The sequence below is a fragment of the Nonomuraea thailandensis genome (assembly GCF_024172165.1).
GTDB classification, from domain to species: Bacteria; Actinomycetota; Actinomycetes; order Streptosporangiales; family Streptosporangiaceae; genus Nonomuraea; species Nonomuraea thailandensis.
Genome location: NZ_JAMZEB010000002.1, coordinates 3,971,481 through 3,991,688, shown reverse-complemented (window position 1 = coordinate 3,991,688; position 20,208 = coordinate 3,971,481). Strand labels below are relative to the sequence as shown.

General features: G+C 69.3%; 10 protein-coding genes. 7 read left to right on the top strand and 3 right to left on the bottom strand.

What is annotated here, in order from left to right; genetic code table 11:
* The first annotated feature begins 194 nt into the window (after positions 1-194).
* The 5 genes from HD597_RS65895 to HD597_RS66840 all read left to right on the top strand — a co-directional run bounded on the left by HD597_RS65895 (position 195) and on the right by HD597_RS66840 (position 11,504).
* Positions 195-6,353, top strand: coding sequence for an RHS repeat-associated core domain-containing protein (locus HD597_RS65895; RefSeq protein ID WP_253744540.1), 6,159 nt, complete (start codon positions 195-197; stop codon positions 6,351-6,353).
* 264 nt (positions 6,354-6,617) lie between these two features.
* Complete coding sequence (locus tag HD597_RS21890) at positions 6,618-9,587, top strand: CBM96 family carbohydrate-binding protein (RefSeq protein WP_253744539.1); 2,970 nt, start codon at positions 6,618-6,620, stop codon at positions 9,585-9,587.
* A 44-nt stretch (positions 9,588-9,631) separates the two neighbouring features.
* Entirely contained in the window at positions 9,632-10,882 is a 1,251-nt protein-coding gene (locus HD597_RS21885; RefSeq protein WP_253744538.1) for an FG-GAP-like repeat-containing protein, read from the top strand.
* Positions 10,883-11,052: 170 nt separating this feature from the next.
* Entirely contained in the window at positions 11,053-11,349 is a 297-nt protein-coding gene (locus HD597_RS21880; RefSeq protein ID WP_253744537.1) for a response regulator, read from the top strand.
* Positions 11,350-11,369: 20 nt separating this feature from the next.
* On the top strand, positions 11,370-11,504 hold the full coding sequence (locus HD597_RS66840; RefSeq protein ID WP_345694375.1) for a hypothetical protein: 135 nt from the start codon (positions 11,370-11,372) through the stop codon (positions 11,502-11,504).
* Positions 11,505-11,680: 176 nt separating this feature from the next.
* On the opposite strand, the gene HD597_RS21875 is transcribed toward HD597_RS66840, so the two are convergent.
* The 3 genes from HD597_RS21875 to HD597_RS21865 form a co-directional block, all read right to left on the bottom strand.
* The gene (locus HD597_RS21875) at positions 11,681-13,843 is read right to left on the bottom strand and encodes an oligopeptide:H+ symporter (protein ID WP_253744536.1); all 2,163 of its coding nucleotides are present in this window, start codon (positions 13,841-13,843) and stop codon (positions 11,681-11,683) included.
* Positions 13,844-13,993: 150 nt separating this feature from the next.
* A complete protein-coding gene (locus tag HD597_RS21870) occupies positions 13,994-15,241 on the bottom strand; it encodes a serine hydrolase domain-containing protein (RefSeq protein ID WP_253744535.1) in 1,248 nt (415 codons plus the stop codon).
* 1,068 nt (positions 15,242-16,309) lie between these two features.
* Complete coding sequence (locus tag HD597_RS21865; RefSeq protein ID WP_253744534.1) at positions 16,310-17,362, bottom strand: saccharopine dehydrogenase family protein; 1,053 nt, start codon at positions 17,360-17,362, stop codon at positions 16,310-16,312.
* A 140-nt stretch (positions 17,363-17,502) separates the two neighbouring features.
* On the opposite strand from HD597_RS21865, the gene HD597_RS21860 reads away from it, so the two are divergent.
* Positions 17,503-18,429, top strand: a complete 927-nt coding sequence (locus HD597_RS21860; protein ID WP_253744533.1) for an AraC family transcriptional regulator — start codon at positions 17,503-17,505, stop codon at positions 18,427-18,429.
* 427 nt (positions 18,430-18,856) lie between these two features.
* Positions 18,857-20,083 (top strand): cytochrome P450, encoded by a 1,227-nt coding sequence (locus HD597_RS21855; RefSeq protein WP_253744532.1) that lies wholly within the window; start codon positions 18,857-18,859, stop codon positions 20,081-20,083.
* Positions 20,084-20,208 lie beyond the last annotated feature (125 nt).

Sequence of the window (20,208 nt, the reverse complement as noted above, 5' to 3'; positions counted from 1 at the left end):
CGGCGCCATCGCCGTGGTTCGCGTCTGCCGTCCGCGCCGCGGCTGTCCGCTGTGGTGCTGCCAGGGCGGTCGGATGCCAGGGGAAGAAAGGCGTGGGTGTGGGCGTGAGACGATCCGGCCGGCACACGTCAGTGGCCGCCGTGGTGGCCGTGATACTGACGGTTCTGTTACCGGCTCAAGCGACGGCGGTGCCGGTGCGGGGTGACGCGAGATCATCCTCGCCGTCGCTGCCGCAGCAGAAGGCGGTGCCCGTCAAGGCGGTGCCCGTCACGGCCGTGGGGCAAGGCAGGGCGAAGAAGAGGGACGACGCGGCGGCGCACCGGTGGAAGCCGTCCGAGGTCACCTGGCCGAAGGCCGGGTCCGCCAAGGTGGCTCTGCGTGCGGAGGGCGCGGAGGAACTGCGGGCCGGCGACCTGCCGGTGCGTGTCGCCCCGGCCGGCGGTGCGGCCCGGAACCTCGGCGCCGGCGCGGGAGCGACGTTCGACGTGTCCGTCGCGGACCGGGCGAGGGCACGCCAGGCGGGTGCCGAAGGGGCCCTGGTCTCCCTCAGGCGGACCGACAGCGCCGGGGCCGGACAGCCGTTGAACGTGACGGTGGACTACTCCGCCTACCGCAACGCCTTCGGCGGCGACTTCGCGAGCCGGCTGCGGCTGGTGGAGCTGCCCGAGTGCGCCTGGAGCACGCCCACGGCCAGGAACTGCGGCACGGGCAAACCCCTGGCGACCCGCAACGACACGGAGGCCGGAACGCTGACGGCGGAGGTGACACCGCCGGCGGCGGCGAACGGCATCGGCGGGCGCGCGCCGGCCCCCGCGACCGTACTGGCCGTGGCCGCCGAGGCGGGGGGCTCGTCGGGCACCTACAAGGCGACCACTTCGCAGCCCTCGGGCAGCTGGAGCTCCGGCGGTTCCACCGGCGCCTTCACCTGGCGGCATCCCATCTCCGTGCCCGCGGTTCCGGGCGGGCTGCAGCCGGGGATCTCGCTCGACTACTCCTCGCAGGCGGTGGACGGCCGCACGGCGGCGTCCAACAACCAGCCGAGCTGGATCGGGGACGGCTGGGACTGGCAGCCGGGCTACATCGAACGACGCTACAAGGCGTGCGACGACGACAAGGACAAGGCCGGGGCGACCAACACCACCAGGGTGGGGGACCTGTGCTGGTACACCGACAACGCCGTCCTGTCGCTGAACGGCAAGTCCACCGAGCTGGTCCACGAGTCCGGCAAGGGCTGGCATCCCGCGGAGGACTCGGGCGACAAGGTGGAGAAGCTCACCGGCGCCTCCAACGGCGACCAGGGCACGAGCGGCGTGGACGGCGCGGGTGAGCACTGGAAGATCACCACGACCGACGGCACGCAGTACTTCTTCGGCCGCAACCGGCTGCCCGGCTGGTCGGAGCACGGCTCCGCGGCCGACGATCCCGTGACCAACTCCACCTGGACCGTGCCGGTGTTCGGCAACCAGCCAGGGGAGCCGTGCCATGCGGCCTCCTTCGCGTCCGCCTGGTGCCGGCAGGCGTGGCGCTGGCAACTGGACTACGTGGTGGACCCCCGCGGCAACGCGATCGCGTACTACTGGAACCAGGAGACCAACCACTACGGCCGCAACTTCGACGAGAACACCGGCTCGTCGACCAACACGTCCTACGTGCGCGGTGGCTACCTCGACCACATCGACTACGGGCTGCGTTCCGACGCGGTCTACACCGGCAAGGCCATGGGCCAGGTCTACTTCAAGGTCAGCGAGCGCTGTCTGACCGGGTGCTCGACCTTCGACGAGGCACATGCCGCGAACTGGCCCGACACCCCGCAGGACCGCGCGTGCGCGTCCGGGACCGAGTGCAAGGACCAGTACTCGCCCAGCTTCTGGAGCCGTATGCGTCTGACGGGGATCACCACGAAGGTGCTGACCGCAGGCGCCTATAAGGACGTGGACTCCTGGACCCTGGCCCAGGACTTCCCGGCCTCGGGCGACGGGATATCGACCCCCATGTGGCTGCGCTCGATCACCCGGACCGGAAAGGCGGGCGGCACGGCGGCCATGCCGCCGGTGACCTTCTCCGGCGAGCAGATGGCCAACCGGGTGGACAAGACGGGCGACGGGCTGGCGCCGTTCGTCCGGCTGCGCCTGAGCGAGATCATCACCGAGGCCGGCGGCGGCATCGGCGTCACCTACAGCCCCCCGGGCTGCACCGCGGCTTCGCTGCCGCCCACCGACGCCGGCAACGGCACGCGCTGCTACCCGGTCAAGTGGGCGTTCGAGGGATCGACCGCGTCCACGGACTGGTTCAACTCCTACGTCGCCACCGAGGTCGTCGAGAGCGACAACCTCGCGGACACCCCCGACACCTCGACGAAGTACGCCTACGTCGCGGACGCCCAATGGGACAGGAGCACCGACGCGTTCCTCAAGCCCGCCGACCGCACCTACTCCGTCGCCCGCGGCTACGGCCGGGTGCAGACGCGGAAGGGCGCCGGGGCTGTTCCGGCGACGCTCACCGAGACCCGCTACTTCCGCGGGACGGACGGCGCCGCCGTCCCGGACTCCTCCGGAGCGTCGGTGACGGACCGGGAGCAGTTCGCCGGGATGGTACGGGAGCAGGCCACGTACCACGGAGACACGGGGGCGCTCGTGTCGGCCACGTCCTTCACGCCGTGGCGCTCGGCCGCGACCGCCACCAAGGTGCGCAAGACCTCCTGGGACGACGGTCTGCCGGACCTGGTGGCCTACCGGACCGGCACCCAGAAGGAGCAGACGCGCACCACGGTGACGGGCGGGGAGCGCAAGACCTCCCTCACCCGCACCTTCGACGGCCACGGCATGGTGGCCACCGTCTCCGAGACCGGTGACGAGGCCAGGAGCGGCGACGAGAAGTGCACCACCACCACGTACAACCGCAACGACACCGCATGGATCCTCAGCACGGTGGCCCGCGTGGAGATGGTGGCGGTGGCCTGCGGCTCCACGGTCAGCCGGCCGGCCGACGTGATCGGCGACACGCGTACCTACCACGACGGCGCCACCAGCCTGACCACCGCCCCGTCCAAGGGACTCGTCACCAGGACGGAGCAGATCAACGGTGCCGGCAACGGATACGACGCCGTCAGCACGACCGCCCCGGGTGACTACGACATCTACGGCCGCGCGCTGAAGATCACCGATGTCTACGGCAAGTCGACCACCACCGCCTACAAGCCGGCGACCGGCGAGGTCGCGACCGAGGTCCAGGTGACCAACGCCCTGGGACACCGGACGACGAGCGTGCTGGATCCGCTGCGCAACCAGCCGACCAGCGTCACCGACGCCAACGGCCGGGTCACCACCAGCTCGTACGACCCCTTGGGCCGGGTGGTGAAGATGTGGACTCCGGCGCACACGGCAGCCGCCTACCCGGACCTGCCGAGCTACACCTTCGGCTATGAGGTGCGCCGGGACGCGCCGGTGGTCGTCACGACCAAGGTGTTGAACCACGAGAACGTGTACCGGCCGTCGTACGTCTTCTACGACGGTCTGATGCGGCAGGTGGGGACCCAGGCTCCGTCTCCGGACGGCTCCGGACGCCTGGTCAACCGCATCCTGTACGACTCCCGTGGGCTGGCCTGGCACGACTCCGGCAGTTTCTACGCCACGGGTGCGGCCGAGGGTGTCATGGTGACCGGTCAGGAACTGAACTACCCGGCTGCCACCGAGTCCGTGTACGACCGCGCGGGGCGGGTCACCGCCGTGATCTCCAGGAAGTTCGGGGACGAGACCAAGCGGATGACCACCACCTACGCCGGGGATTCCACCACGGTGATCCCTCCCTCCGGAGGCACCGCTGTCAGGACCGTAGTCGACGCGCTCGGACGGAAGGTGAGGATCGACGAGTACACCGACGCCGGGCGCGCCACTTTCCAGTCCACCTCCTACGAGTACAACCGGCGCGGCAGCCTGGCGAAGGTCAAGGACGCGTCCGGCGCGACGTGGACCTACGAGTACGACGTGCGCGGACGCCAAGTGCGTTCCGTGGATCCTGACAAGGGCGCCACGGTCAGCGCCTATGACGCCGGAGACCGGGCCACCGACGTCACCGACGCCCGCCAGGTCACCCTGCACACCGACTACGACGCTCTGGGCCGCAAGACCGCGCTGAAGCGGGGCACGGCGCTGCTCGCGACGTGGGAGTACGACACCGCGACCGGCGGCCGCGGCCAGTTGGGGACGGCCACCCGGTTCGACGGTCCGGACGCGTACAGCTCCAAGGTCACCGCGTATTCGACGCTCTACAAGCCGACGGCCCACGAGGTGACGATCCCGGCCACGACGGCGAACGGCGGCCTGGCCGGGACGTACAAGTGGACCACCGCGTACTACCGGACCGGCGAGGTGAAGTGGACCAAGCATCCCGGCATCGGCGGTCTGCCGGCCGAGGAACAGGTCGAGACCGCCTACAACCCGGCAGGCCTGCCCGTCACCCTGTACGCCGGCGCCTCGGCCACCGACGCACTGGTCAGCAGCACGACCTACGACCACTACGGACGCGACATCCGCAAGCAGCAGGGGGATTTCGACAGCCCGCTGGTCACCACCAACACCTATGACGAGCACACCGGCCTGCTGAACCAGGCCATCACCGACCGCGACGCCGCGCCGCAACGGGTGATCGACACCGGGTACGGCCACGATCCGGCGGGCAACATCACGAAGCTCGTCACCGGGACGGGGCAGGACGCCGCCCGGCAGGTGGACACCCAGTGCTTCACGACCGACGCCCTGCGCCGCATCACCCGGGCATGGACCGCCACCGACGACTGCGCCGCCGCACCCAGCGGCGCGAACGTCGGCGGCCCCGACGCCTACTGGACGTCCTACACCTATGACGCGGTCGGCAACCGCGGGACGGAGACCCAGCACGCCACCGGGACCGCGACCGGCGACACCACCCGCACCTACACCGCACCGCCCACCGGCACGCATGCGCTCCCCTCGGTCACGACCACCGGACCATCCGGCGCCATGACCGAGAGCTACGGGTACGACGAGGCCGGCAACACCACGAAGCGGAGCCGCTCGGGCAACGTCCAGAGCCTGACCTGGGACGCGGAGGGTCACCTGGCGACGACGACCGAGGGCGCCAGGACCACCTCCTACCTCTACGGCACCGACGGGCAACGGCTGATACGCCGGGACAGCACCGGCACCACGCTCTACCTGCCGGACGGCACCGAGGCGAAGCTGACGAACGGCACGGTGACCGGCACGCGTTACTACTCCTTCGCGGGCCGGACGGTCGCGATGCGCACCGCAGGAAAGATCACCTTCCTGCTCGCCGACCACCACGGCACGACCACCACCCAGATCGACGCCGCCACCCAGGCGGTCGTCCACCGTCGCAGCCACATCTTCGGCGCCGTCCGCGGGACCCCACCCGCCTCCTGGACGGGTGACAAGGGTTTCGTCGGTGGTACCGACGACACCGACACCGGCCTCGTTCACCTGGGGGCGCGCGAGTACGACCCCGCCACCGCTCGCTTCATCAGCGTCGACCCCCTGTTCGAAATCGACAGACCGCAGACCTACAGCGGGTACAGCTACGGCGCCAACAACCCGCTGGCATTCTCCGACCCCACGGGCAAGGGGCTGGCCTGCGGCGGAAGGTACGAGAGCTGCGGCAGCGGAGTGCAGACACACGCCGACGGCAGCACCTCCTACAGGGACAGCGACGGCGTCAGCCACGCGACCGGAGGTAAACCGCGCTCCGTATGCTACAGCGCGTGCAACTCGGGGCCCGGGTGGACGCCCATTCACTCCCGCTTGTCCTACAAGTCATTTAAGCGCATGCGAGCGGAGGATCCCGCGGCTTGGATCTTTCTCAGCGCTCACATCGACAAGGACATCAGTCAGCCGGAATACGACGACGATCGGATGATCGTGCTCGGCGGGCCGATAACGGAAGATCAAGTCAACGCGAACGCCGAGTACATCCGTGTGGTCAGAAAAAGCACAATGCGAGAGGCGTCCATGACCCATGGGTTTGCGCTCGCCGGCGGAGCTGAAACGGACAGCATCGCAAAGCTCCTCGGCATCAAGTTCAAGTTCGAGGGGTCATATAAGCGAGACTGGGGTTCGTCGAAAACGACGGAAGAGACCACGGAGCGTCGCGACACGATAACCGCGACCAAGGCGAACCTCGGAAAGATCCCCGTCCTGATGCCCGTGGTCCAGAGAGAGACACGGACGGCAGTTCTTCGTTTCTCCGGCAACGAGATTCGCAACGTGGCGGTCAAGGAGACGGTGCTCACCTGGAGCGTGCGGTACATTCCGGCAATTCCGTCCTACGCGAAGGCAATTCCGTGTAACTGCAGTGGTTAGCTCTCCTTGTAAGCGGTCCGCCATCCGGTTGGCGGACCACTTCGGGCTCGGTCGAATCCTGGATCCTGTTTTCGAAGTTCGAAATCTTCCCCTGTCGGGTCCATTTCTGGGGTTACGCGGTATTTTCAGGATTCACTTCTGAATCACGGACATGAGGAAAAAGGGATGTATCGAAAGCTCAGCAGATCTTCCGGGCGATACGGGCTGATACCCCGTTGGTCAACGGTTCTTCTCTCGGCGAGCCTGGTCCTCGCGGTCGCCGCCGTGCCGGCACCCGCTGCCGGGAAACCCGCCACCGTGGCCGCCGCGACCGGTGCCATGGACGACGGGTCGCTCTCGGAGGAGGACGCCGCGCTGCGGCAGGCTCAGGCCACCGGCCAGCAGGTGGAGGTCGTCACCGCCCGCACCGAGGTGTCCGACGTGTGGGCCGACCCGGACGGATCTTTCTCCACCAAGCGTTACGGCGCCCCGGTGCGCGTCATGCGCGACGGGGCCTGGGTGGCCGCCGACCCCACGTTACAGGTGGCGGCCGACGGCACCGTGGTGCCCAAGGCCGCCGCGGTGGACGTCACCTTCTCGGGCGGCGGCACGGGCCCGCTGCTGTCGGGGGTCAAGGACGGCCGCACGCTCTCGCTGACCTGGCCGACCGCGCTGCCGGTTCCGACGCTCAACGGCAACGTGGCCACCTACAGCGACGTGCTGCCCGGCGTGGACCTGCAGCTCAAGGCCGAGGTCGAAGGCTTCTCCCAGCTGATCGTCGTCAAGAGCGCCGAGGCCGCGGCGAACCCCGCGCTGGCCACGTTGAAGTACCAGATGCACACCGTGGGTCTGGACGTGTCCGTGGACGACGACACGAAGACGGTGCAGGCCACCGACCCGGCCGGGCAGAACGTGTTCACCAGCCCGTCGCCGCTGATGTGGGACTCCTCGACCACGACGCCGGTCTCGGCCGCCGCCCGGTCTCTGGCATTGGCCGAGGACGCCGCGCCGGGAGACGTGTTCGAGCCGATTCCGGGCTCCCGCGACGCCGAGATGGCGACCGAGGTCAGCGGGGACACGCTGCGGATCACTCCTGACCAGGAGCTCCTCACCGGCGCCGACACCGCCTACCCGGTGTACATCGACCCGTCCTGGGCGTGGGGCGAGCGCGACCACTGGACGCGGGTCTACAAGAAGTACCCGGGCAACTCGTACTGGGACTCCAACGAGGTCGCCCGGGTGGGCTACGAGAACGAGACCAACGGACTGTCCCGGTCGTTCTTCCAGTTCGACATCGGCGAGATCAAGGGCGCGAAGGTCAAGTCCTCCACCTTCCGGATCAGGAATTCGTGGTCCTGGTCGTGCCAGAACCGGCCCGTGGAGGTCTGGCACACCGGCGCCATCAGCAAGTCCACCACCTGGAACAACCAGCCCGCCAGGCACACGAGACTGGCCACCGTCAACGACGCCAAGGGCTGGCGCGGCAGCGACGACTGTCCGGCCGGAAACCTCGAGTTCGACGTCACCGGCAAGGTCGGCGAGGCGGCCGGCAAGAAGTGGAACTCGATCACCCTCGGCATGTACGCCTCCGACGAGGGTGACACCTTCGGGTGGAAGAAGTTCGACCCGAAGACCGCGGTGCTGGAGACCAAGTACAACAACCCGCCCAAGACCCCCTACAGCCTGGGCACCAACCCGAAGACCGACTGCGCCACCGGCGGCACCGTCGGCAACACCACCGTGAGCGTGCACGCCACCCTGGACGACCAGGACGCCGGCAACCTGACCGCCGAGTTCGAGGTCTACGACTCCAAGGGCGCCAAGGTGTTCGGGTCGTCGCTGTCCACCCTCAAGCGCCGCGCGGTCACCCTCGTGCTGCCCGCCACCTCCACCCCCACCGGGTCCTACACCTGGAAGGTGCGCGCCAAGGACCACGACAGCGCCTACTCGGCCTGGTCCAAGACCTGCAAGTTCAGCATCGACCGGACCCGGCCCAGCAAGCCCCCGCTGATCAGTTCCACCGCCTTCCCGGACGGCGCCGCCGGCTGGCCCGCGAACACCGGCAAGGCGCGCACGCCCGGGCTCTTCGCGCTGTCGCCCAACGGCGTCACCGACGCGGTGTCCTACCACTGGTGGACCGACTTCGCGCCCGAGGTCAAGGAGGCCGACGTCGCCAAGGGCGCCGGCGCCTCGATCACCGTCGTGCCTCCCGGCTACGGCCCGCACCTGTTGTACGCGTTCAGCGTGGACGCGGCGGGCAACCGGTCGGACACCTCGTCCTACCTGTTCTACGCCGTGCGCTCCACCGAGCGGGACGCTCCCGGGGACCTCAACGGCGACGGGAACAAGGACATCTGGGCCACCGACTCCAACGGCACCCTGCTGACCTACGCGGGCCAGGGCGACGGCAAGTTCTCCGCCGCGAGCAACGGCGGCCAGTCGTTCGACACCGCCCAGATCACCTACCGGGCCGACTGGGGCCAGGACGGCTACACCGACCTGATCTCGCTGGAGGAGGACGCCGGCACCGGCCAGAAGCGCCTGTGGTCCTACCCCAACAACGGCACCGGCATCGCCACCACCGGCTACCAGGAAGGCCGTCAGGAACTGCACCTGGACTGCCCCTTCCCCAGCGAGCCCAGCGACGAGGACCCCGCGGGCTGCGCGTCGGGCTACAACCACTGGCACGACGCCTCACAGGTCCTCGCCCCGGGTGACATCAACGGGGACACCTTCCCCGATCTGCTGGTCAAGCAGGGCGACAAGCTGTGGGCCTACCACGGCCACTACAACAAGCGGCTGGACTCCTTCGGGCCGCCCGCCCTGGTCGGCGGCACCGACTGGGACAAGTTCACCGTCATCGCCCCCGGCGACACCAACGGCGACGGCGTTCCCGACCTGTGGCTGCGGGACAACGCCAGCGGTGACGTCTGGCGCTCCAACGGCGCCAAGGACCCCAGCGGCAAGCTCAACCTCGCCACCTGGGGCACCGCCACGCGGGCCAAGCTGCGGGGCGGCCTCAGCCTGGCGGCCGTCCCGGACCTCGGCTCCGTCGGTGACCTCAACGGTGACAAGCTCGCCGACCTGTGGATCCGCAAGAGCGACAACAGCATGTACCTCATCCCCGGGAAGAGTGACGGCACCCTGGGCGACGGCGTCCAGATCGACGGAGCCAACGCCGGCATCAGGATCCCCTCCGGCACCACCATCACCCCGGCCAGTCCTACTCCTCCTCCTCGGTCACCCTGGAGCTGAGCAGCGGCAAGCTGATCATCAAGGCCAAGGCCACGGGCAAGCAGTTGTGGTCCACCGCCACCTCCGACGGCGCCAGGGCCGTCATGAAGACCGACGGCGACCTCGTCCTGTACAAGGCCGACGACACCGTGGCCTGGCAGTCGGGCGCCGCCGGAGCCAACGGCTACGCGGTGCTGCAGGACCGCGGCAACCTCGTCGTCTACAACGCCAAGGGCCAGGCCCAGTGGTCCAGCGGCACCCACGTCCGCCACGACTACAACGGCGACGGCCGCAGCGACATCGCCAGCTGGTACGACCACAGCGCCGGGAACGACTCGGTCCACAACTGGTACGCCAACTCGGACGGCACCTTCAAGCTCCCCATCACCGCCTATGCGGCCGAAGCGGGAGTCTGGGACAACGCCCAGCGCATCAAACGGATGACCGGCGACTTCAACGGCGACGGCCGGGGCGACATCGCCGTCTTCTACGGCTACAGCACCGGAGCGGTGACGCTGTTCACCTGGCTCGCCAAGACGGACGGCTCCTTCGCGCCCGCCATCAGGTCCTGGAGCGTGGGGCCCGGCAGCTGGACCTGGGCCCGCATGTACGACCAGGTCGGCGACTACAACGGCGACGGCCGGGACGACATCTCCGTCTGGTACGACTTCGCCGACGGCAGGGACAAGCTGTTCACCTTCACCGCGACGGTCGACGGCCGCTTCAACCCGCCCACCGGCTCGTGGGAGTCGCCGGGCGGCTGGAACCGCGGCGGGATGAAGACCACCAGCGGTGACTTCAACGCTGACGGCCGCGACGATATCGCGACGTTCTACTGCTACAGCGACGGACGGGTCAAGCTGATCATGTTCCCGGGCAGGGCCGACGGCGGATTCGCCAACCCCGTCCATGGCTGGGAGAGCGACACGTGGGGCGACTTCGACAGGTCCCACCTCAACAACGGTGACTTCGACGGGGACGGCCGCGACGACGTGGTGATCTGGTACGACTACGCCGACGGCTCGGACAGGGCCATCACCTTCACCGCCCACCCTGTCACCAAGGTGTTCGGAAACCGCACCGAAGCCTGGTACGGAGCACCCGGCCGCTACACGCGCACCAACATGCGCGTCGTGACGGGGGACTTCGACGGGAACGGCCGCGACGACCTGGGCGCCCTCTACGGCTACGACACCGGCGTGATCAAGATGTTCACCTGGACCGCCAAACCCGGCGGCACTCTCAACGAGCCTGTCGGCAGCGCGGAGAAGACCACCGGCTGGACCTACGACCGCATGCGGCTCTTCGAACGCTGAGACGACCGCTGAGGGACGTCGCGGACGCGCCAGACCAGTGGCCCGGCACCATGGTGCCGGGCCACTGGGCGCTCCGGATGGCCCCGCATCAGGGGGTACGTAGCGGGTTCGCGATGAGCCTCGCCGCCCTCCGACGTACTCGACCCGGCGTCGTGCTCATGGACATTCGGATGCCGGAGATGCATGGCCTCGAAGCCACCCGGCAGATCATGGCAGGAGGCGAGAGTGGGACCCGCGTCCTCATGTTGACCACGTACGACCTCGACGACTACGTCTACGCCGCGCTCACCGCAGGGGCCAGTGGCTTCCTGCTCAAGGACGTCACGCCTGAGCACCTGGTGGCCGCGGCGCGTCTGGTGCGCGCGGGCGACGCCCTGCTCGCACCGGCGATCACCCACCGCCTGGTCGAGCGGTTCGCCCGCCGCGAAGAGGCCAACCAGCCGTACACCGGGACCTGTCGGAGCTGACACCCCGGGAGCTGGAGGTAGTGCGCTTCCTCGCCACCGGGCTGAGCAACGCCGAGTTCGCCGATCGACTTCGCCCTAGCCCGTCCGCGCCAACATGTCGGCTGCAGGTCAGTGCGTGTTCAATGCACCACCTTCACACGGAGGGGCATAGATGAACTGGCGGAGCACCTCGTGCAGATCGACGCTTGCGCGGACGGTCGAGAAGCCATGCCGACAGCGCCAAGCAGCCCGGGGAGCTGACACGGCGTCAGTCCCCGGCTGCTCGCGGCGCGGAGAGAGACAGCCGGCCGGTTCCGCGCGCCCCTCGACACGCTCGGCGGGGCGCCTCGGCTCAATTCGTGAGCGAGTCGATGCGCTTGGCGGACTTGGCGAGGCCGAGCGCCAGCACCAGAGGCGCCAGGCCGACGATCGCGAAGTAGGCGCCCGTCGGGATGTTCGCGAACAGGGTCCCGAGCAGACCGGAGATGGAGGAGCCGCCGGCGAGCGTCAGCAGCATCAGGGCGACCGTCTGGTTCTTGAACCGCTCAGGCGCGATCCGGGTGGCGATGGCCAGCCCGATCGGGCCGACGAAGATCTCCGACGAGCCCGCGAGAGCCAGGATCAGCAGGACCGCGATCGCCGGCACCGACTGGCCCGGGAACACCGTGGTGACCAGGAGCATCAGCAGGTAGGCGCCCCCGATGACGGACAGGCCGATGGCGTACTTGACGGCGGTGATCGGCTGTCGCGAGCCCATGCGCGTCCACAGCGATGCCACCAGGGGCGTGAGCAGGATGACGGCGAGCGGGCTGCTGACGCTCAGCCATGCGGCGGGCATCTCCCAGCCGCCCACGAACAGATCGACGCGGTCGCGGATGAACACCGAGATCGCGGTGAACTTCTGGAACAGGAAGCCGTAGTACAGCGTGCTCGCGATCCACAGCGGCAGGAAGCCCCGCACTCGCGCCTTCTCCTCGGAGCTGACCGCGGGAGAGCGCAGCATGACGATGAAGTAGGCCGCCGCGGCGAACAGCACGACGCCGGTGACGAAGTGCACGAGGTTGCCGCTGTTGACCAGGCCCGTGCTCCACACGAGAGCGATCACGAGACCGGCCCCGGCGACGACGCCCAGGGCGCGCACCGCCCCGCGCGTGTCGATCGGGTTCTTGACGACCGCCGACTCGGCGGGAAGAGCGCGCATCTTCAGGCTGTACTGGACGAGCCCGCCCACCATGCCGACCGCCGCGAGCGCGAACGCCGCGTGGAAGCCCCATGTGGTCTGGGCCAGGCCGGTGAGCAGCGGGCCGAGGGCGGCTCCGGCGTTGATGGCCATGTAGAAGTAGGAGAAGCCCGCGTCACGGCGGTCCCGGTCCTCGGCGTAGAGCATGCCGACGATCGAGCTGATGTTGGTCTTCAGGGCGCCGGTGCCGAGCGCGATCAGGGCGAGGCCGACCGCCAGCCCCGCGATCCCTGGAATGGCCGCCAGCGAGAGGTGCCCGAGCGTGATGATGATCGCGCCCTGAAGGACGGCCTGGCGCGGGGAGACGAGGCGATCGGCCGCCCACGCGCCGAGGATCTGGGCGAGGTGCACGGCTCCGCCGTAGGCGCCGACGATGCTCACCGCGATCGAGGGGTCGAGGGCGAGGCCGCCCTCGGAGAGGGAGTAGAGCAGGTAGAAGCTCAGAACGCCCTGCAGCCCGTAGAAGCTGAACCGCTCCCACAACTCCGTGAAGGCGAGGGTCCACAGGGATCTGGGATGGCGGGAAGGCGAACGCTGGAGCGACACCTGATCGGCCATCGCGAACCAGTCGGCGTTCTTCATCAGGCCCCACCCCATGTGGGACAGGAAGCGGGCCTCGTCGTCGTCCGCGTCCTCGAAGAACATCTCGAGCATCCGGGCGTCCCCGCCGCTGCCCTGGACCTCGGTGATGTAGCCGCTCTCGATGACGAGGGTCACCGCGTCCCTGACATGGCTCTTGAACGGCAGGAGGATGTCGCCGGGTGCGATGACGATCCGGCCGGAGGAGGTCTTGGGCCAGCACAGGACCATGGTGCTGGGCCAGTGGTCCCAGCGGCCCGGGTCGTCGGCGATGCCGCACTGGAACCCGGGGCGCGCGTCGGTGAGGTCGGCCACCAGGTCGGTTCCGTGAGGAGAGGTCACACGCAGCTCCCGGCCCGCACGCAGCAGTGCCGCGCCGGCCTGTACGCGGGCCTTGTCCCCGGGCGCGGGCAGGTTGCGGGCGAGCACCTCGGGAGGGTCGGCGACGAAGAGCATCCTCGTACGAGCCTGGAGGATCTTGCCCAGCGATCGAGTGTGGATGAAGCCCTCGTTCGTCAGGTCGAGAACCATGTCCGCGCCCTCCAGCAGGGACAGTGCCAAGGGGTTGTCGTCCAGCGACGTCAGACCGGCGCCGGAGCCGGTCCGTGACGAGGGCAGCGGAACGGGGGAGCCGCCGGGCAGAACGTCTTGTTGCGGGGCGTGCACGGGCCCGGGCCAGCACGAACCGGCCAGCACGTCGTGAGGCCCACCCGTGCCTGCTGGGCCGGGTGGGCACTTCGCTGCGTCCGCGGCCCTGCATCGGGTTGGACGACGCACCGGCCCGCTGCCACGACAACCGGTGGAAGGCGGCGGGTCAACGGTGAGACCGCGCCGGTGTCGCCCTGGTCAGGCGGTGCCGAAGACCGCCTTTCTCTCCTGGTCGATGATCGCCTGGGTGTCCAGTTCGTAGTTGCTCAGGAAGATGCCCATCAGGTCGCGGTCGCGGTAGATGGTCCAGTTGGTGTTGCCGCCGGCGATGCCGCCGCCGTGCCCGAGGGTCCGCTCGTCGCGGCTGATGCCCGCGATGATCCCGTACCCCATGAACCCGTGCAGGCCGGCGGGCGAAGTGCTGCCGGCCGGCTGGGTGGGAAATTTGGGGGTGATGAACAGATCGATGTAGGGACGCTTGGCCAGCTTCTCGCCGTCCAAGGCCAGCGCGAACTTGACGAGATCGGGAGCCGTGCTGAAGCCGTGTCCGCCGCCGTTGCCGATGAAGGCGCGTCCGCCGTTGGCGTTCGGTGGGGAACCGGGCCACTGGGAGACCGCGTCCAGGTGCCGGATGCCGTCGATGCGCGAGCCGTCCTCCTGGTAGAGGAACGGGTGCGCGATCTGCTTGTTGGTGGTCCAGTCGTTGCGGGTGTAGTAGGCCGAGTCGGTCATGCCCGCCGGGTCGAAGATGTGCTCCTTGACGTACTCGTGGAAGGGCTGTCCCGACACCGTCGTGACGATCTCCCCGAGGATCTGCATGCCGAGGCTGCTGTAGGAGTACTGGCTGCCCGGCGTGAACTGGGGTTTGGGCTTCCTGCGCTGCTCGTTCCAGAAGGCCGTCGCCTCCTCCACGCTGTTGTGGAGCTGCCCCTCCTCGACACCCACGAGATTCTGCAGGCCGGAGGAGTGGGTGAGCAGGTGGTGGATGGTGACGTGGCCGGCCGTCTCCTGCGGGTACCCCTTCAGGAGCGTGCCCACGGTGTCGGTGAACCTGAGCTTGCCCGCCTGCGCGAGCTGGATGATCGCCAGCGCGGTGAACGGCTTGGAGCCCGAGGCGAGACAGTAGATGGTGTCGGCCTCGTTACGGACTCCTCCTTCCTTGTCGGCCCAGCCGTAGGAGCGGGTCAGCACGGTCTTGCCGCGATGGGCGATCAGCACCGTGCCGGAGAACTTGCCTTGCCCGGCGAGCTGCTTGACGTACTGGTCGTAGGTCCCGCCGGGGCGCAGACCTGCGGGTACGCGCCCCGGGCCGGCAGCGCCGGCAGCGGCCTGGGCGGCGCCCGGCACGGTGAGCGCGCCACCGGCCGCCAGCGAGGCGGCGCCCAGCAGGCCCAGGGCGAAACGCCGCGAGGGCTGCGGATGCGCTGACGATCGAGGGGAAGCCACGTGTCTCTCCTTCGGACTGCACGGCACGAGTATCAGCCGGGCCATACGGTTGCGGTCCGCCGCCGCGACGGTTGCGGCAAGATCGAGGCCCGGCAGGAGAGACCCAACACCCGCCGGCGTTTCCCCGGCGTTTCCGGAACCCTTCTGTCGGCTCACGCACACGCCGGGCCAGCCAAGCGGTCATGGCCTGAGCGCCAGCGCCGTCGCCGCCCAGCTCGACTCGACCGCAACCACATCCGCGAAAAGACCCTGGAGGGCCAGCACGCGGCCGCAGCCAGGGGCAACCACGGCGGCCGGCCGAAGGTCATCGACGACGACGCCCTCACCTTCGCTCTCGCCCTGAAGCACAAGGGCGTCCCCGTCCCGCAGATCGCCAAGAAGCTCACCATAAGGCCGGCAAGAACGCCGGCAAGCACCCCTCGGTCGCCTCGGTGTACCGCGCGCTCGCCGAGGCTGAACAGCAGCACGCGCAGGACCCGCAGGGCGAGGCGGGCATCACCGGCCCGCTGCGGTCGCTCCGCGCCCGGATCACCGGACCGGGCAGCGGCGCCAACCCCGGCCTGATGGACGGCCTCCAGCGCCAGGGTCCTCCTCGGCGAAGGGGCGGACGAGCGATCCCCGGACCCCGCCGGACGAAGGGTGCGGCGCCCCGCTGCTCGGCGCACGGCCCGGGCAGAGCGGCCCCTTCGGCCGTACGGCACCGGGATGCCCGATGCGGAAGACCTGGACATCGAGCTCCTGGTAGTTCCCGGCTGCCCCAACCGGCACCTCGCCGCCGAGCGGCTGGGGCAGGCGCTGGACGAGGCTGGGTTGCGCGCCACCGGCTTCATCACCGTCTTGACATGCTGCTCTCCGCTGGTGACCAGGCCCCACTCTGCTCCGGCCACCCGGAACTGCCGATGGCTGATGCCACCAGTGCGGAAGGCCTTTCATCGATCCGAACCATCGCCGCAACGGCCCGCCCGCTCGCCGGCAGGAGCTTCGCGGCGCTCTGGAACCTTCGCTCAATCCAGCGAGCCGTCCGGACGATCACACACTGCGGCTGATCCTTACCGGAAAGGCTCATGGTCAGATTGCCGACGCATCCTCGATGATCCACTGGATCCCATGAGGGATGAGAAAGTCGAGGAAGGCGGTCGGGTGGTAGGCCTGGGCAGGGGCGAGTACTCCCGGCTTGGCGGGCTCGGCGATGAGACGGCGGGCGCTTTCGACGGCGATCACCGCGGTGGTGCCGTAGGTGTCGGGGCCCTGGACGATGCCGCGGGCGCGGCGGCCGTCGGTGCCGGTGGCGTCGATCACGTAGGTGAAGTGCTGGGTGCGGCGGCTGTCCTCATCGGGTCCTTCGGGCAGGCTCGCGATGATCTCCGGTGTGAGCGGGATGTTCAGCTGGTCGCCCAACGCAGCCTCGGTCAGGCCCTCGACATGCCGGAGGCGGATGTGACGGGGGATCGTCACCACCTCCGGCACGGGGAAGGCCATCACCGGGGTTGCCTGCGCCTGTCCGGGCAGCCTGATCGCGGTGTGGCGGGCGGGCATGCCGGGGTGCCAGTCGCCGTCGTCATAGGTCAGGCCTCCCGCCTTGATGGCGTCGATCGTCTCGACCAGCGAGCGTAGCGAGCCGCGTGACATGCCGCCGCCCCCGACGATCACGTGGGTGGTGGTGATCTCTTCGACCGGGCCGAGGTGGTCGGCCAGGAGGTGGGCCATGAGGTCCACCGGGACGCAGCCGTCGTTGGCGGCGGGTACGACGGTGGTCCCAGCGTTCTCGGCCTCCGTGGCGAAGGTGTCGAAGATCTTCTTGATGTAGAGCTGCTCGCCCGAGGTGTCGACGTAGTGACAGCCGGCGGCGATCGCGGCGCGGACCACGGCCTCACCTGAGGAGGTGAAGGGTCCGGCGCAGTTGATGACGCCGTCGCAGCCGCGGAACGCGCGCACCAGCGCCTCCTGGTCGCTGGTGTCGGCCACGCGTCGTTCCGCGTCGAGGAGGCCGGCCGCCGAGGCGGTCTCCTCCAGGCGCGCGGGATTACGTCCGGCCAGGACCGTCTCGATGTTGCGTCGTGCCAGTTCGGTGAGCACGAGCTTTCCCTGGTATCCGCTTGCGCCATAAACGGCGATCTTCATGTCGTCTCCTCACGATGGAGCTGCGCAGTCGCTCAGCTCCAGCACAGTAAGGCGCCGACGCAAGACGATTGAATGCGCGAACCACTCTCGCATTTGCGTCATCGTCTCCCATCAAGGTCGTCGTTGGTTACGCTGGACGCGTGGATGTGCTGTCTGACGTGGTGAGCGCGGCGCGTACCGGCCGGCCCCACTCGGGTCGGGTGACCAAGTCCGCTCCCTTCGCCGAGCGGTTCGCGCCGGTGCCGTCCGCTGGGTTCCACATCGTTCTCCAGGGAACGTGCTGGCTGCTCCCCTCGCAGGGCGAGCCGATCGCGCTCGGGCCGGGCGACGTGGCGTTCCTGCCGCGTGGATCGGCACACGGCCTGGCCGACGACCCGTCCACCCCGGTCAGCGAGCCGCCCGCAACGCCCACCGGAGTCCACGACGGCCGCGATGACGAAACGTCAGCCGATCGGCCACCGACGGTGGTCATGCTCTGCGGCGCCTACCTCCTGGACGGATCCGGGCCACATCCGCTCCTGAACGACCTGCCCGAGATCATCCACCTGCCGACGCGGGTAGGGCGGCACAGGGAGCTTCGCGCCGCCGTCGAGCTCCTCGGCGTGGAGCTGGAGAGCGACGCCCGCCCGGGCTCCGACACCGTCCTGCTCACCCTGCTGGATCTTCTGCTGCTCTACGTCCTGCGCGCCTGGTTCGAAGAACAGCGCGTCTCCGGCCACTCCGCCACCGGCTGGGCCGCGGCCCTGCACGACCCCGCCGTCGCCGCCGCCCTCCGTGCCATCCACGGAGACCCCGGCCGGTCATGGACCGTCGAGGAGCTGGGCGCGCAGGCACGCCTGTCCCGTGCCGCCTTCGCCCGGCGGTTCACCCAGCTGGTCGGCCAGCCACCTCTCACCTACCTGACATGGTGGCGGATGACCACAGCGGCCCGGCTCCTGCGCACCTGCGACGCCCCCGTCAACACGATCGCCCAGCAGGTCGGCTACAGCTCGCAGTACACCTTCACCCACGCCTTCAAGCGCCAGTACGGGCTACCGCCCGGCAGCTACCGGCACCACGCCGGCTGAGGATGGCATCCCGGGCCTGCCGGCCAGGCCGATGCCCGTGACTGGACGAAGAGAAGCCTGGAACCTGCCGCAGAACCCCACTGGAGCCGGCGGACCTTCCGGGCCTGCCAGCGCGACCCGGCGTCGATCACGGCGGACTCTGTGACGTGTGCCGACGATCAGGGGTGTCACACAACGGGGCCGGCCGGCGTCTCGTGGACAGAGCAGGCGTTGAGGAAACAGGCGGGAGCCGGACGTGAACGCGGGCAGCGAGCCGACCACGGTACAGCCGAACCACTCACTGGCGGCGGCCGGATGAGCCGCGGCACGGACAGATCCACCCAACCGTTCATCGCCCACCGCAACCTGCTCTTCGCGCCGGCTCCTGGCCGAGGGCACCGGCCACCAGAAGACAGCTCAGCCACCTTCACCGACCAGGAGGTCATCCATGACAGAGAACGTCGCCTTCGAACCCGCCGCCGGGCCGCAGCTGCCGGTCGAGCGCGGCTGCCCCTTCGCCCCGCCCGCCGTGTACGATCGGCTGCGCGAGCAGGCGCCGGTCAGCAGGATCCGCCTGGCCGGCGGCGGCGAGGCCTGGTGGGTGTCGGGACACGAGGAGGCCCGGACCGTCCTCGCTGACGGCCGCTTCTCCTCCGACAAGCGTAAGGACGGCTTCCCGCTCTACACCCTGGACGTGGCGACCCTGCGGCAGATCCGCAGCCGGCCACCCTTGATGATCAACGTGGACGGCGCGGAACACGCCGCGGCCCGCCGTCCGGTGATCAGCGAGTTCACCGTCAAGCGCCTGGCCGCCCTGCGCCCGCGCATCCAGGACATCGTCGACCATTTCATCGACGGCATGCTCGCCGCCGAGCGCCGGCCGGTCGATCTGGTGCAGGCGTTGTCCCTGCCGGTGCCCTCGCTGGTCATCTGCGAACTGCTCGGCGTCCCCTATGACGATCACGACTTCTTCCAGAGCCGCACCAGCATGCTGGTGCAGCGGAACTCTCCGGAAGACCGCCGGCGCGCCCTCGCCGAACTGCGCGCCTACCTCGACGACCTGGTCACCCGCAAGGAGGCCGAACCCGGCGACGACCTGTTCGGCCGCCAGATCATCCGGCAGCGCCAGGAGGGCACCGTCGACCACATCGGCCTGGTGGGCCTGGCCTTCCTGCTGCTGACCGCCGGACACGAGACCACGGCGAACATGATCTCGCTCGGCGTGGTCGGGCTGCTCACCCGCCCGGAGCAACTGGCCGTGATCACGGCCGATCCGGACAGGACGCCCATGGCCGTGGAGGAACTGCTGCGCTACTTCAGCATCGCCGACGGGGTCACCACCCGCATCGCCACCGAGGACGTGGAGGTCGGCGGCGCGAGCATCCAGGCGGGCGAGGGCGTCGTCGTCTCGGCCCTGTCGGCCAACTGGGACCCGGCGGCGTTCAAGGACCCGGCCGAGCTGGACGTCGAGCGCGGGGCCCGCCACCACCTCGCCTTCGGCTTCGGCCCGCACCAGTGCCTCGGCCAGAACCTCGCCAGGATGGAACTGCAGATCGTCTTCGACACCCTGTTCCGCCGCATCCCCACCCTTCGGCTCGCCACACCGGCCGAAGACCTGCCGTTCAAGAGCGACGCCGTCATCTACGGCCTCCATGAACTCCCGGTCACCTGGTGAGGAGGCCGACGATACGGATGAACACCGGCATGGGCCACCGTGCTGGGCCGGCGAGCTCAACCTCCTGGATGGGCCGCCTCCACGCGGGTCGAGGCGGCCCATGACGACCGGCCTCGGCCCCGGCT

Bases quoted from the DNA above. Each gene is read 5' to 3' on its own strand.
- HD597_RS21855 (WP_253744532.1), top strand. From the start codon at position 18,857: ATGACAGAGAACGTCGCCTTCGAACCCGCCGCCGGGCCGCAGCTGCCG.
- HD597_RS21880 (WP_253744537.1), top strand. From the start codon at position 11,053: ATGCCGGAGATGCATGGCCTCGAAGCCACCCGGCAGATCATGGCAGGA.
- HD597_RS21865 (WP_253744534.1), bottom strand. From the start codon at position 17,362: ATGAAGATCGCCGTTTATGGCGCAAGCGGATACCAGGGAAAGCTCGTG.